Origin of the sequence: Micromonospora sp. NPDC049257 (assembly GCF_040678915.1) — a bacterium.
GTDB lineage: Bacteria > Actinomycetota > Actinomycetes > Mycobacteriales > Micromonosporaceae > Micromonospora > Micromonospora antibiotica.
On the sequence record NZ_JBFAQU010000016.1, the window covers coordinates 78,908 to 92,479 of the forward strand.

The 13,572-nt window shown below is 73.9% G+C and carries 14 protein-coding genes; 6 read left to right on the forward strand and 8 right to left on the reverse strand.

Features of this window, described 5'->3' with window-relative positions; translation table 11 throughout:
* Positions 1-281 precede the first annotated feature (281 nt).
* Positions 282-614, forward strand: a complete 333-nt coding sequence (locus AB0K25_RS22145) for a hypothetical protein (RefSeq protein WP_357533401.1) — start codon at positions 282-284, stop codon at positions 612-614.
* A complete protein-coding gene (locus AB0K25_RS22150) occupies positions 611-1,264 on the forward strand; it encodes a nucleotidyl transferase AbiEii/AbiGii toxin family protein (protein ID WP_208565889.1) in 654 nt (217 codons plus the stop codon). Before AB0K25_RS22145 ends, AB0K25_RS22150 begins: the two co-directional genes overlap by 4 nt.
* Before the next feature lie 77 nt (positions 1,265-1,341).
* On the opposite strand, the gene AB0K25_RS22155 is transcribed toward AB0K25_RS22150, so the two are convergent.
* Complete coding sequence (locus AB0K25_RS22155; RefSeq protein ID WP_308290746.1) at positions 1,342-2,244, reverse strand: SDR family oxidoreductase; 903 nt, start codon at positions 2,242-2,244, stop codon at positions 1,342-1,344.
* A gap of 234 nt (positions 2,245-2,478) precedes the next feature.
* On the opposite strand from AB0K25_RS22155, the gene AB0K25_RS22160 reads away from it, so the two are divergent.
* Positions 2,479-4,281 carry a 5'-nucleotidase C-terminal domain-containing protein gene (locus tag AB0K25_RS22160; RefSeq protein ID WP_363822369.1) on the forward strand — a complete coding sequence of 601 codons (1,803 nt, stop codon included), beginning with the start codon at positions 2,479-2,481 and terminating at the stop codon, positions 4,279-4,281.
* Positions 4,282-4,349: 68 nt separating this feature from the next.
* Here AB0K25_RS22160 and AB0K25_RS22165 read toward each other — a convergent pair whose 3' ends face one another.
* Positions 4,350-4,526, reverse strand: coding sequence for a hypothetical protein (locus AB0K25_RS22165; protein ID WP_219462084.1), 177 nt, complete (start codon positions 4,524-4,526; stop codon positions 4,350-4,352).
* A gap of 79 nt (positions 4,527-4,605) precedes the next feature.
* Here AB0K25_RS22165 and AB0K25_RS22170 point away from each other — a divergent pair, with 79 nt between their 5' ends.
* A complete protein-coding gene (locus AB0K25_RS22170; RefSeq protein ID WP_363822371.1) occupies positions 4,606-5,640 on the forward strand; it encodes an NAD(P)-dependent alcohol dehydrogenase in 1,035 nt (344 codons plus the stop codon).
* 21 nt (positions 5,641-5,661) lie between these two features.
* Here the strand turns inward: AB0K25_RS22170 and AB0K25_RS22175 are convergent, their stop codons facing one another.
* A complete protein-coding gene (locus AB0K25_RS22175) occupies positions 5,662-6,825 on the reverse strand; it encodes a geranylgeranyl reductase family protein (protein WP_219462088.1) in 1,164 nt (387 codons plus the stop codon).
* 139 nt (positions 6,826-6,964) lie between these two features.
* Between AB0K25_RS22175 and AB0K25_RS22180 the strand changes: the two genes are divergently transcribed.
* Entirely contained in the window at positions 6,965-7,201 is a 237-nt protein-coding gene (locus AB0K25_RS22180) for a hypothetical protein (protein ID WP_204928348.1), read from the forward strand.
* A gap of 145 nt (positions 7,202-7,346) precedes the next feature.
* Positions 7,347-8,768, forward strand: coding sequence for an MFS transporter (locus tag AB0K25_RS22185; protein WP_308290747.1), 1,422 nt, complete (start codon positions 7,347-7,349; stop codon positions 8,766-8,768).
* A 107-nt stretch (positions 8,769-8,875) separates the two neighbouring features.
* Here the strand turns inward: AB0K25_RS22185 and AB0K25_RS22190 are convergent, their stop codons facing one another.
* The 5 genes from AB0K25_RS22190 to AB0K25_RS22210 all read right to left on the reverse strand — a co-directional run bounded on the left by AB0K25_RS22190 (position 8,876) and on the right by AB0K25_RS22210 (position 13,299).
* A complete protein-coding gene (locus AB0K25_RS22190; RefSeq protein ID WP_219462092.1) occupies positions 8,876-9,568 on the reverse strand; it encodes a hypothetical protein in 693 nt (230 codons plus the stop codon).
* Between the two features lie 188 nt (positions 9,569-9,756).
* Positions 9,757-10,074, reverse strand: coding sequence for a hypothetical protein (locus AB0K25_RS22195; RefSeq protein ID WP_363822375.1), 318 nt, complete (start codon positions 10,072-10,074; stop codon positions 9,757-9,759).
* A gap of 59 nt (positions 10,075-10,133) precedes the next feature.
* The gene (locus AB0K25_RS22200; RefSeq protein WP_219462094.1) at positions 10,134-10,763 is read right to left on the reverse strand and encodes an MBL fold metallo-hydrolase; all 630 of its coding nucleotides are present in this window, start codon (positions 10,761-10,763) and stop codon (positions 10,134-10,136) included.
* Complete coding sequence (locus tag AB0K25_RS22205; protein ID WP_208565879.1) at positions 10,760-11,848, reverse strand: S-(hydroxymethyl)mycothiol dehydrogenase; 1,089 nt, start codon at positions 11,846-11,848, stop codon at positions 10,760-10,762. Before AB0K25_RS22205 ends, AB0K25_RS22200 begins: the two co-directional genes overlap by 4 nt.
* Before the next feature lie 68 nt (positions 11,849-11,916).
* Positions 11,917-13,299, reverse strand: a complete 1,383-nt coding sequence (locus AB0K25_RS22210) for an MFS transporter (RefSeq protein ID WP_363822378.1) — start codon at positions 13,297-13,299, stop codon at positions 11,917-11,919.
* Positions 13,300-13,572: the final 273 nt, after the last annotated feature.

A 13,572-nucleotide genomic window follows, 5' to 3' on the forward strand; every position in this document is an offset into this window, starting at 1 on the left:
ACGGCGCTGCCCCCGACCGGACCGGTCGGGGGCAGCGCCGTATCGCGATGGCGGAGCGCCGATGTGCATGTCGCCTCTCGGCGCGTGGCGCAACGCGGCTCCAGCCGAACGGAACTCCGCGACGGCAATTCAGGTGAGGCCCGGGGACACTGGACACACCGACGCTCCTGCCGCCAGCTTACCCCGCCGGGCCCTTCCGCGCGCCCGTCGCGGGCACCGGCGGCGGCGGTTCGTCGGAAGCCACGTACCTGAGCTGGTCGAACCGGCGTTACCCTGACACCATGCAGGCCACCCTGGCGACCGCCCCCCACCTGGCCCGGCCGGGCCGACCGGTGGTGGTGGCGCGCACCCTGGCGGAGCTGACCGGCCCCACCGGCGGGGTGGTGGAGCTGCCGGTCCGGCTGATGTGGAGCAGCGAACGCACCTTCGACCTGGCCGAACCGGACGATCTGCTCTGGTTGTACGAGAACGTGCTGCGGGAGACCACCCGCGCCGACGACCTGCGGGCGCTGATCGACGGGCGCACCCTGCGCCGGGTGTGGCGGCGGCTCAACCTGCCCCGGGGGGTACGGGCGGCCTGGGAGAGCCGACACCGGGGCCTGCGGACCGCGTGACCCACCTGCACGACTTCTACCGGGAGGTCGCCCGGGTCGCGCTCACCGCGGCCGGGCCGCACCGGTTCGTGCTCGGCGGCGGGGTGGCCTGGGCGGCGCACGGTCTGGTCACCCGGCCCACCGAGGACGTCGACCTGTTCGCCGACGTGGAGGGGGCGGCCGCCGCGGCGGCGGCGGAGGTGTGCGCCGCGTTGGAACAGGCCGGGTACACGGTCGCGCCGGCCGACCCGGACAGCGACCTCGGTGACCTGTTCGAGGGCTTCGACCGGGACATCCGGGACTTCGTCGTCGGCCGGGACGACCGGCGGATCCGGCTCAGCCTGGCCCGGCTCGACCGGTACCGCTCACCGGTGGTGATGGACCTCGGCCCGGTGATGGACCTGCGCGACCTGATCGCCAACAAGACCGCCGCCCTGGTCAACCGCCGGGAGGCCCGCGACTACATCGACGTCGCCGCCGCGCTGGCGCAGTACCCGGTCGACGAGCTGCTGGCGCTGGCCCGGCAGGTGGACCCGGCGCTGGTCGACGAGGACGTCCGGGCCGCCGGCCGCTACCTGGACCGGCTGCCGGACCGCCGGCTCGCCCGCTACGGCCTGGACCCGGCGCAGATCGCGCAGGTCCGCCGCCGGATGGCCGGCTGGCCCCGCTGAGCGTCCGCCGCCGGCCCGTGCCACGGGGCGCGGGCCGGCGGTCGGCAGGCCGGGCCGGGTGCGCGCGGGTGGGCAGCTCACCTGGTGAAGCGGCCGCCGGTGACGCCGAGGATCTCCCCGGTGACGTAGCTGGACTCCTGGGAGGCGAAGAAGACGTACGCCGGGGCCAACTCGGCGGGTTGCCCGGCCCGGCCCAGCGGGGTGTCGGTGCCGAACTTCTCCACCTTCGCAGGTGGCATGGTCGCCGGGATCAGCGGCGTCCAGATCGGGCCCGGGGCGACCGCGTTGACCCGGATGCCCCGGTCGGCGAGCTGCGCCGCGAGACCCTTGGTGAAGTTCGCGATGCCCGCCTTGGTGGTGGCGTAGTCCAGCAGCGGCGGCGACGGGTCGAACGCCTGGATCGAGGTGGTGTTGATGATCGTCGCGCCCTCCTTCAGGTGCGGCACGGCGCTGCGGCAGAGCCAGAACATGGCGTACAGGTTGGTCTTCATCACCCGGTCGAACTGCGCGGTGCTGATCGACGTGATGCCGTCGTCCTGGGCCATCTGGTAGGCCGCGTTGTTGACCAGGATGTCCAACCCGCCGAGGTCGGTGACGGTCCGGTCGACCAGGTCGCGGCAGTGCTGCTCGTCGGTCAGGTCGGTGCGCACCGCCACGCCCCGCCGGCCGGCCTCCTCGATCAGCCGCACCGTCTCCCGGGCGTCGGCGTCCTCCTCCTCGTCGAGGTAGGAGACGACGACGTCGGCGCCCTCCCGGGCGAAGGCGATCGCCACCGCCCGACCGATACCCGAGTCGCCGCCGGTGATCAGGGCCCGCTTGCCCGTCAACCGGTCGCTGCCCCGGTACGACGTCTCCCCGTGGTCGGGCGCCGGGCCCATCCGGTCGGTCCGGCCGGGAGCCGACTGCTGCTGGGCCGGCTGACCATCCTGGTGGCCGTACTGCTCGGTGGGGTCCTGCGGGGTGTACTGGTCCTGGCTCACCGTGCCGCTCCCTGCCTGGTTTGGTCCGTTCTGGGTCCCTGGCTGACCTACCCCGACCGGTACGCCGGAAACAACAGTCGGACCCGACGGTGGAACCGGATGTGACAGGGAGATGGCCGGTGGGGTCGGTGTGGTGAAACACCCCCGACCACTGTGGCGGGAGCGACGGCTGCTCGTTATGGTGCGCAGCGGCGCCCCACGAGGCGCGTCCACCCCCGATGGAAGGCATTTTTCATGACCTCCTCCTCCGGCGCGTCGCGCCGCCAGGTGCTGGCCGTCGCCGCCGCCGCGGCGACCGCCCCGCTGATCGCCGGCGGGCCCGCCCAGGCGGCCCAGCGGCAGGGCCCGCAGGGTGCGAAGACCTGGGACCTGACCGTCCTGGGCACCTCGGACACCCACGGCAACGTCTACAACTGGGACTACTACCGCGACGCCGAGTTCGACGACAGCAAGCACAACGACGTCGGCATCGCCAAGCTCGCCACCCTGGTCAACCAGATCCGCGCCGAGCGGCGGGGCCGGGCCACCCTGGTCCTCGACGCCGGCGACACCATCCAGGGCACCCCGCTGGCCACGTACTACGCCAAGCAGGAGCCGATCACCGTCACCGGCGCGACGCACCCGATGGCCCGCGCGATGAACATCCTGCGGTACGACGCCGTGACGCTGGGCAACCACGAGTTCAACTACGGGCTGCCGCTGCTGGCGACCTGGATCGACCAGCTGGGCTTCCCGGCGCTGGCCGCGAACGCGGTGAACGCCCGCACCGGCAAGCCGGCGTTCCGGCCGTTCGTGCTCAAGCGGGTGCGGCCCGGTGGGCCCGGGACGCCGACGCTGACCGTGGGCATCCTCGGCCTGACCAACCCCGGCGTGGCCATCTGGGACAAGGGCAACGTGGAGGGCAAACTGCTCTTCCCGGGCATGGTGGAGACCGCCGCGAAGTGGGTGCCGGTCATGCGGCAGCGGGGTGCCGACCTGGTCATCGTCTCCGCCCACGGTGGCGACAGCGGCACCTCCAGCTACGGCCCGGAGCTGCCCAACGAGAACCCGGTGGCGCTGGTCGCCCAGCAGGTCCCCGGCATCGACGCGATCCTGTTCGGCCACGCCCACAACGAGGTGGTGGAGAAGTTCGTCACGAACACCGCCACCGGGGCGCAGGTGCTCACCGCCGAACCCTCCAAATGGGGCCAGCGGCTGACCCGGATGGACTTCACCCTGACCCGGGAGCGGGGCCGCTGGAAGGTCGTCGGCAAGGGCGCCACCATGCTCAACACCAACACCGTGGTCGAGGACCCCAAGGTGCTCGCCGCCGTGCGGGGCCAGCACGCCAAGACGGTCGGCTACGTCAACACGGTGGTCGCCCGGTCCACGCAGGAACTGTCCGCCGCCGAGTCACGCTACCGGGACACCCCGATTCTGGACTTCATCAACCACGTCCAGACCGAGGTGGTCACCGCCGCGCTCACCGGTGGCCCGTACGCGGCGCTGCCGGTGCTGTCGATCGCCGCGCCGTTCAGCCGCACCGCCGTCTTCCCGCAGGGTGACGTGCGGATCCGTGACGTCGCCGGGCTGTACGTCTACGACAACACCCTGGAGGCGGTGGTGCTCACCGGCGCCGAGGTGAAGGCGTACCTGGAGTTCTCGGCGAAGTACTTCACCACGCTGCCGGTCGGCGCACCGGTCGACCCGGCGACGATCAGCGACCCGGCCGTGCCGGACTACAACTACGACGTGATCTCCGGGCTGGACTACGACGTCGACGTCTCCCGGCCGGTCGGTCAGCGGATCACCCGGCTGGTGCTGCCCGGCACCGACACCCCGGTCGCCGCCGACGCGCAGTTCGTCGTCGCGGTGAACAACTACCGGCGCAGCGGCGGCGGGAACTTCCCCGGCATCGTGAAAACCCAGGTCTACAACGCGCAGCAGGAGATCCGTCAGCTGCTCATCGACTGGGCGCAGGCCCGGGGCACCATCGACCCGGCCGACTTCTTCGTGCCGAACTGGCGGCTGGTCCGGGCCGGCGTGCCGGTGTTCTGAGCCACCCCGGCCGGCGACTGCCACACCCGACGGGTCCCGGGGTGCCACCCCGGGGCCCGTCGCGCCGTTCAGCCGCCCGAACGCAGGTCCTGCTCGTGCCGGCCGGGGGTCGGGTCGGGCTGGTAGCGGGGCGGCTCGGTCTCGGTCGACGTCGTCCGGTCCTCGGGTCGGACCGGCGGCGGCAACTCGCCGAAGCGCATGTGCCGCAGCAACGCGTGCTGCTCGTCGGTGAACGGTTCGCTCATGACGCTCAGTGTGCACCCGGCATCAAGGCCGGCGGGAGGGGTAAGCGGGCGGTTCCGTCGGCGACGAGAGGACGAAACCATGCGTGCGGTACGGATGACCGCCCCCGGGGTGCTCGAACAGGTGCAGGTGCCGACGCCGACGCCCGGCCCCGGCGAGGTGCTGGTACGCGTCGGCGCGGTCGGCGCCTGCCACTCCGACCTGCACATCCTCGACGCCGGGCCGGGGGTCTTCCCCACCCCGATCACCCTCGGCCACGAGATCGCCGGCACCGTGGACACCCTCGGCGACGGCGTCACCGGCTGGTCCGCCGGGGAGCGGGTAGCCGTCTACGGGATCATCGGCTGCGGCACCTGCCGGGGCTGCCTGCGGGGCCGGGAGAACCAGTGCCGCACCGTGCCGGTGGGCGGGATCGGGCTCAGCCGTGACGGTGGGCTGGCCGAGCACGTGGTGGTGCCCGCCTCCCGGCTGCTGCCCGTCGGTGACCTGGAGCTGACCCAGGCCGCGCCGCTGACCGACGCCGGGCTGACCCCCTACCACGCGATCGAGCTGGCCCGGCCGGTGCTGCGGCCCGGGACGTCGGTCGTGGTGATCGGCATCGGCGGCCTGGGGCACATGGCGGTGCAGATCCTCGCCGCCACCACCGCCGTGCGGATCATCGCGGTGGACAGCAACGTCGCCGCCCTCGACCTGGCCACCCGGGTCGGCGCGCACCACGTGGTGCCGGCCGGCCCGGACACCGTCGAGCGGATCCGGGAGCTCGTCGGCCCGGCACCCGACGGCGCGGACGTGGTCATCGACTGTGTCGGGGTGGACGCCACCCTCACCACCGCCCGTGACGTCGTGGCCACCGGTGGCCGGCTGCTGCTGGTGGGCCTGGGCGGCGGCACCATGCCGGTGCGGCCGGTCGCCGACGAGCCGCCCACCGTGCCGTTGGAGACCAGCGTCGAGGTCCCGTTCTGGGGCACCCGGGCCGAACTCCAGGAGGTGATCGCCCTGGGCCGGGCCGGGCTGCTCACCGCCGACGTGCAGACCTTTCCGCTGGAACGCGCCCCGGAGGCGTACGACCTGCTGCGCGCGGGTGAGATCCACGGCCGCGCGGTGATCGTGCCCTGAGCGGCGGCGTAGGTGGTGCGGTCAGCGGCCGACGCCGGGGGCCGGCGGCTGCCCGCCGCCCCGGGCGGGCAGCCGATCCAGCAGGGCCAGGGTCGCGCGCACCGGCCCCCGGTCCAGGGTCCGGTCGAAGCTGGACCGGCCCTGGCAGAACCGGACGAACATCGCCCAGCCGGCCGGGGTCGCCAGGAAGGCGTGGCACACCTCGGGGCGACGGGCGAAGGTCTGCAGCAACCGGTGCCCGGCGCGCATCGACGGCACCAGCCGCTCGTGCACGTCCCGGGGGTAGCGGTCCAGGTCACCGGCGGCGACCGCCGCACCGGCCAGCGTCCCGGACCGCAGCGCGTAGCTGATTCCCTCCCGGGTCCACGGCTCCAGCAGGCCCGCCGCGTCCCCGGCCACCAGCACCCGACCGTGGCGCAGTGGCGCGTCGTCGGCCCGGCAGCGGGTCAGGTGCCCGGAGTCGTGCTCGGCCGCCACCTGAGCCAGGCCCAACCGGTCGAGGAAATTGTGCAGGTAGGCGCGGGTCCGGTCGCCCTCGCCGCGGGCACCGATCACCCCGACGGTGAGCACGTCGCCCTTGGGGAACACCCAGCCGTACGCGCCGGGGAACGGGCCCCAGTCCAGCAGCAGCCGCCCCCGCCAGCGGGCCGCCTCGGCGGGTGACACCGGCAACTCCCGTTCCAGACCCAGATCCACCTGGCGGAACCGGACGCCCACGTGCCGGGCGGTCACCCCGGCGGAGCCGTCCGCCCCGATCACCGTGCGGGCGGTCAGGGTGGTGCCGTCGGCCAGTCTGACGCGTACCCCGTCGGGGTCCTGGTCGAGGGCGCGCACGGCGACGCCCTCGCGGACCTCGGCCCCGGCGGACACCGCCGCCGCGCGCAGCCGGTCGTCGAACTCGTCGCGGCGCACCATCGTCACCAGGGGTGTGCCGTGCCGGCGGGTGAAGCCCCACCGGCCGTCCCGGGTGAAGGTGACCCGGTCGACCCGGTCGTGCGCCGGCACCTCGATGCGGCCGGCCACCATCGACAGCGAGGTGCCGATCAGGCCACCCCCGCAGGTCTTGTAACGGGGGTGCACGGCCCGGTCCAGCACCAGCGTCCGCACCCCGGCCGCCGCGGCCTCCCGGGCCGCGCTGAGCCCGGCCGGCCCGGCGCCGACCACGACGAGATCCCAGATGATCATGCCGGTCAGCCTAGGGCACCCGGCCCCGCGCCGAGGGGTACGACCGGCCGTGCGGCAGGCATTGTCGGGTGGCCAGTGGGTAGACCGCGTCACCCGGACCGCCCGACCGGTCGGCCGGGCCCACGGCAAGGAGGGCACCATGCAGCAGGTACGTCTGTCGGAGGTCGAGGTGCGCGTCTACGAGGCGGTCAGCGTGCTGGAGACCCGCAGCCAGGTTCCCTACCCCGACCTGATCGCCGAGGAGGCGGGGCTGGCCGAGCAGGACGTCCACGCGCCGCTGCGCCAGCTCACCGAGAAGGGCCTGCTGCACCGGGAGGACTCGCCGCTGGCCGGGCTGGACTTCGGCCCCCGCTGGTGCGCCCGCCAGCCGGCGTGAGCGCAGTCGCGCCCCGCCGGCCGGCCGGGTCGGGCACCGGTTTGCCGCACCGTCCCCCGGGTAGCGCTGCGGCATGCCCGATCACCGGTCCGTACGGGATCATCGGTACGTGCCCGATCGCCGTCACGCGCCAGATCGCCGGTCCGTGGTGACAGCGACGGACGACCGCCGCCGTTGGCAGGCCCTCGGGGTCGGCCTGGTCGCGGCGTTCATGACGCTGCTGGACGTCAGCATCGTCAACGTCGCCATCCCGTCGATGGACCGGTCGTTGCAGGCCAGCCCCAGCGACCTGCAGTGGGTGCTGTCCGGCTACGCGCTGACCTTCGGGCTGGTCCTGGTGCCGGCCGGCCGGTTCGGCGACGCCCGGGGTCGACGTAACGCCTTCGTGGTCGGGGTCGCCCTGTTCACGCTCACCAGCGCACTGGCCGGGCTCGCCCAGTCCCCGACCTGGCTGGTCGCCGCCCGACTTCTGCAGGGCGTCGCCGCCGGGGTGGTCAACCCGCAGGTCACCGGCCTGATCCAGCAGCTGTTCCGGGGCGCGGAGCGGGGTCGCGCGTTCGGCCTGCTCGGCGCCGTCATCGGCATCTCCACCGCCGTCGGTCCGCTGCTGGGCGGCCTGCTCATCCAACTCGGCGGCGAGGACCACGGCTGGCGGTGGGTGTTCTTCGTGAACGTGCCGGTGGGGGTGCTCGCCGTGCTGCTCGGCTGGCGGCTGCTGCCCACCCGGGCCGCCGGCCGGCTCGACCGGCACCGGCTCGACCCGGTCGGGGTGCTGCTGCTCGGGGCCGGTGTGACACTCCTGCTGCTGCCGTTGGTGCAGCGGGAACAGTGGCCCAGCCCGTGGAAGTGGGCGCTGATCCCCGCCGGGCTGGTCGTCCTGGTCGCCTTCGGACTCTGGGAGCGCCGCTTCGGCCGCACCCGGACACCGCTGTTCGACCTGGGACTGTTCCGGTTGCGGTCGTACACCATCGGCGCGGTCATCGCGCTCATCTACTTCGGTGGCTTCACCGCGATCTTCTTCATCTTCACCCTCTACCTCCAGAACGGTCTCGGCTACCGGGCGCTGACCGCCGGCCTGGCGATCACCCCGTTCGCCCTCGGCTCGGCGCTCGCCGCCGCCCTCGGTGGCCGGCTGGTCACCCGGTTCGGCCGGCCGCTGGTCGGGCTCGGGCTGGTCATGGTGCTGGTCGGGCTCGGCGGGGTGGTGTTCGTGCTGCGCGGCGACCCGCACGGCTCGATTCCGCTGCTCACCGCGCTGCCGCTGCTGCTCGCCGGGCTCGGCAGCGGCCTGGTGATCACCCCGAACCAGACGTTGACCCTGTCCGAGGTGCCGGTGCCGCAGGCGGGCAGCGCGGCCGGAATGTTGCAGACCGGTCAGCGGATCGGCTCGGCCGCCGGCATCGCCGCCGTCGGCGCGTTGTTCTTCTCGTCGCTGGCCAGCACCGACGGTCAGTGGGCCGCCGCGTTCCGGCATTCCCTGCTGCTGGCCATGGGCATCGTCGCGTTGGCGCTGGTCGCCGCGGCGACCGACATCGTGCTGAACCACCGCGCCGCGCACCACCGCTGAGCCCGCCGACCCGACGTCGCACCCGGGGGGATGCCCCGACGTGACGCGCCGACGCCGACCGGCCGGTCCCGTGACGGGAACCGGCCGGTCGGCGCTGCGTCAACTGGTCACCAGTGCTGCTGGACGAGGTCCGCGGCCTGCTGCTCCCACTGGGCGTACGCGTACGGGTAGGCCGAGACCTGCACGGTCTGCGCGGCGGTGGTCAGCGGCAGGTCCTCCCAGCCGGGCACGTTCTTCAGCGCGGAGAAGAACGCCCGGGAGGCGTACCGCGGGTCGGTGATCTGCTCCGGGCTGCCCCACCCCGACGACGGGCGCTGCTGGAACAGTCCCTGCGAGTCGTGGTCGTTGTAGGCGCCGAGGTGCCCCAGGTTGTACAGCTTCGACTCCTGCAACGAGGTGGCCACGCCGATCACGGCGCCGCGCTCCCCCACGCCGGTCCGCTTGGCCTCGGCGATGATCGCCTTGGCGTTGGCGACCTGCGCGTCGTCGAGCGGGACGCGGGACTGGGCGCCCTCCAGCCCGTGCGGGATGAGTTCGTCGGTGCTCGGCTTGCCGGCCGGCACCTCGGTGGTGGGGCTGCCCGTGGTCAGGCCGGACTCGACGGTGACGCCCTGCCGGCTCTTGCCGGTGGCCAGGTCGATCGCGGCGCGGGCCCCCTGGTGGGGGCCGGTGGTGACGGGGGCGGCCACGGCCGCCGGGCCGAACGCCAGTCCGCCGAGGGCGGCGACGCCGGCGATGCCCAGTGCGGTCCTGCGGTCCTTCGCGATGGCCGGGAGCCATCGAGTGAAGTCCAGCTTCACGATGGTTGCCCTTTCGATCGTGGCGACGCGCTCCGGGGTGAGCGGGCCTCGGGGGAACTCCCACGCCAGCCGGGGGTGTGGTGGCCGGCGTATGGGGGACACAACCAGCCGGGCATGTCGGTCATTCCGGAAATGCCGTGGCCGACCCGGGCTGTGGTCCGGGTCACCGGCAGGCGACTCGCGCGGTCTCATACCGGACAGACGACCCGAATCGCACGACGCGGGTCCGGAGTGGCGTGGCCGTCCGGAGGGGCGTGGGCCGCCCGCGCGCAGGCAGGAGGGCACCGGACGGCCGGCAGCAGGAGCCCAGCGGGCGGACCGGCGCCCGGGTCAGCCGTCGGTGCCGAACCCGTGATCACCACCCGGGCCTGCCCGGCACCGGAGTACGCAGCCTGCTCGGGCAGCCCCAGGGCGTCCCGGAAGAAGGCGACCGCAGCGTCGTAGTCCTCGGCCTCCACCACCAGGCGCAGCTGCCGTACGCCCGGGGGGCGGTTGTCGTCGGTCACCCGGCCGATCCTGGGCCCGCCGGGGCCGGGCGGCGGTGAAGGCCGCCCGGCCGGTGCCGTCAGTGGCCGCGGGTCAGCCACTCCTGCAGGTGGGGGGCCTCCGCGCCGATGGTGGTGTCGTCGCCGTGTCCGGTGTGCACCACCGTGTCCGCCGGCAGGGTGAGCAGGCGGGTCCGGATCGACTCCACGATCGTGGCGAAGTCGCTGTACGACCGCCCGGTCGCCCCGGGGCCACCGGCGAAGAGGGTGTCGCCGGTGAAAACCGCGCCGAGCGACGGGGCGTGGAAGCTGCACGCCCCGGGGCTGTGGCCGGGGGTGTGCAGCACCCGCAGCACCGTGTCCCCGACGGTGATCTCCTGACCGTCGGACAACTCCCCGTCCGGGGCCAGCCCGGGGTGCACCAGATCCCACAGCACCCGGTCGTCGGGGTGCAGCAGGATCGGCGCATCGGTGACCTTGGCCAGTTCGGGGGCGACCCGGACATGGTCGTCGTGGGCGTGGGTGGCGAGGATCGCCACCACCCGGCGGTCGCCGACGGCCCGGCGGATCGTGGCCACGTCGTGCGGAGCGTCGAGGACCACGCACTCGGTGTCGTCGCCGACGACCCAGACGTTGTTGTCGACGTCGAAGGTCTGCCCGTCGAGGGAGAACGTGCCGGAGGTGACGGCGTGGTCGACCCGGGCGGTCACGGGAACACCACCACCGAACGCAGCACGTCACCGTCGTGCATCCGGTGGAACGCCTCCTCCACCTGGTCCAGGGCGATCTCCTCGGTGACGAAGGCGTCCAGGTCGAGCCGGCCCTGCAGATAGAGCTGGGTGAGCAGCGGGAAGTCCCGGCTGGGCAGGCAGTCGCCGTACCAGCTGGACTTGAGCGCGCCGCCCCGGCCGAAGACGTCCAACAGCGGCAGGTCCACGGTCATCTCCGGGGTGGGCACCCCGACCAGGACGACGGTGCCGGCGAGGTCCCGGGCGTAGAACGCCTGCTTCCAGGTCTCCGGCCGACCCACCGCGTCGATCACCACGTCCGCGCCGAACCCACCGGTGGCGGCCCGGATCGCCTCGACGGCGTCCTCGGCGGAGGCGTCGACGGTGTGGGTGGCGCCGAACCTGCGCGCCCAGTCGAGCTTGCGACCGTCGGTGTCCACCGCGACGATCGTGGTCGCGCCGGCCAGGACGGCACCGGCGACCGCCGCGTCGCCGACCCCGCCGCAGCCGATGACGGCCACCGAGTCACCCCGGGTGACCTGCCCGGTGTTCATCGCCGCGCCGAGGCCGGCCATGACACCGCAGCCGAGCAGCCCGACGGCGGCGGGCCGGGCCGCCGGGTCGACCTTGGTGCACTGGCCGGCGTGGACCAGCGTCTTCTCCGCGAAGGAGCCGATGCCCAGCGCCGGGGTCAGTTCGGTGCCGTCGGTGAGGGTCATCTTCTGGGCGGCGTTGTGGGTGTCGAAGCAATACCACGGCCGGCCACGGCGGCAGGCCCGGCACACCCCGCACACCGCCCGCCAGTTGAGCACCACGAAGTCGCCGGGAGCGACGTCGGTGACCCCGGCACCCACCTGCTCCACCACCCCGGCCGCCTCGTGGCCCAGCAGGAACGGGTAGTCGTCGTTGATGCCACCCTCGCGGTAGTGCAGGTCGGTGTGGCAGACCCCGCAGGACTGCACCCGCACCACCGCCTCGCCGGGCCCCGGGTCGGGCACCACGATGGTGGTGACCTCGACCGGAGCGCCCTTGCTCCGTGAAATGACGCCCCGGACTTCCTGGCTCACGTTGTGTCCTCCCTGCTTGCCGGCACGACGGCCGGGTGGGGTCCCGCTCACCGCCGAACCTACCGCGATCATGCCGCCCGCCCCATCGGTCCGCCGGACCCACCACCCGCCGGCCCGTCACCCCCGCCGTCGGGCCACTCCCCCCGGGGTACGCACACCGCGTCGCCGGGCGCCGCCGCAGCTTCCCCCGGCCGGGTGGCGTGCCGGCGGCGGGCGGCGTTGCGGTACCGCAGCACCTGCACCGCGCCCAGCACCCACAGCAGGTACTGCACGGCGAACGCCCACCGGAACGCCGCTAGCGGTGGGGCGGCCGCACCCGCCGGGGTGGTCACGTCCAGCACCACCCCGATCGCCAGCACCAGCACGATCGAGGCGACGAATCCGCCGACGTTGACGATGCCGGTGGCGCTGCCGATGCGGTGCACCGGGTTGGACGTGCGCGCGTAGTCGAAGCCGACCACCGCGCCGGGGCCGTTGAGGGCCAACACCAGCACCAGGATCACCAGCAGCCAGAACGGTGCCCGGCCGGGCCAGGCCAGCACCGCCGCCCACACCCCGGCGCTGGCCCCGGCGATGACGAAGATCAACACCGAGCGGTGGAACGGGTGCCGGGCGCACAGGTACGCGACCAACGGCCCGGCGAGCAGCGCCCCGACCGTCATCAGGGTGAGCAGGGACGCGGCGACGGTCGGCGGCAGGCCCTGCCCCTGCACCAGGAACGGGTAGCCCCACAGCAGCGCGAAGACCGCACCGGAGAACTGGGCGACGAAGTGCGACCACAGGCCCAGCCGGGTGCCCGGTTCGGCCCACGCGGCGGCCAACTCCCGGCGCACGGTGGACAGGGCGGGGGTGGCGGCGACGCCCGGCCCGACGTGCGGGCCGTCCCGGACGACCACCAGCACCAGCACCACCGCCGTCGCCCCGAGCCCGGCGGCGACCAGGAACGCCGGGGTCCAACCGGCCAGGTGCAGCAACGCCACCAGTGGCACCGCGGCGAGGATCGCCCCGACCTGGCCGAAGGTGCCGGTGAGCTGCACCAGCAGCGGGTTGCGTCGACCCGGGAACCAGAACGCGACGATCCGCAGCACGCTGATGAAGGTCATCGCGTCGCCGAGGCCCACCAGGACCCGCCCGCCGACCGCCAACCGGACGTCGGTGGCGACGGCGAAGCAGAGCTGACCGGTGACCATCAGCGCGCCACCGGCCAGCAGCAGCCGACGTGAGCCGTACCGGTCCAGGAGTACCCCGACCGGGATCTGCATGGCGGCGTACACGGCGAGCTGGGCGACCGAGAACACCGCCAGGGCGGAGGCGTTGATGTCGAAGCGGTGGGTGGCCTCCACCCCGGTCACCCCGAGGGAGCTGCGGTGGAACACCGCCGCCAGGTAGGCGGTGACGGCCACCGCCCAGACGGCGGTGGCCCGACGACCGGCGGGGACGCTCACCGGCACGCCGACCCGGTACCCGCCCGCGTCACCCCGACCGGCCGCCGGTCGGCCCGCGCGGCGGGCACCCGTGCCGGCGTACGGCGTTTCGTCATGCAGCAATGGTGCGTCGCCCGGGGCCCGGTCGCCCCCGGCGGGTGCACCGCCGGTGGTCCGCGCCACTACCGGCACCGGGTGGCCCGCACCCCGCCGGCACCCGGTCGCCCGCGCCGGCACCGACCGCGGGGGCGGACCACCCGGGCAGGATCACCCGACCGATCGACCCCGCCACGCGGGGTG

What these genes read in the sequence shown, in the direction of transcription:
- AB0K25_RS22180 (WP_204928348.1), top strand. Translation starts at nt 6,965, where the DNA reads ATGCAGCAGGTACGTCTGTCGGAGGTCGAGGTGCGCGTCTACGAGGCG.
- AB0K25_RS22175 (WP_219462088.1), bottom strand. Translation starts at nt 6,825, where the DNA reads ATGATCATCTGGGATCTCGTCGTGGTCGGCGCCGGGCCGGCCGGGCTC.
- AB0K25_RS22145 (WP_357533401.1), top strand. Translation starts at nt 282, where the DNA reads ATGCAGGCCACCCTGGCGACCGCCCCCCACCTGGCCCGGCCGGGCCGA.
- AB0K25_RS22165 (WP_219462084.1), bottom strand. Translation starts at nt 4,526, where the DNA reads ATGAGCGAACCGTTCACCGACGAGCAGCACGCGTTGCTGCGGCACATG.
- AB0K25_RS22170 (WP_363822371.1), top strand. Translation starts at nt 4,606, where the DNA reads ATGCGTGCGGTACGGATGACCGCCCCCGGGGTGCTCGAACAGGTGCAG.
- AB0K25_RS22160 (WP_363822369.1), top strand. Translation starts at nt 2,479, where the DNA reads ATGACCTCCTCCTCCGGCGCGTCGCGCCGCCAGGTGCTGGCCGTCGCC.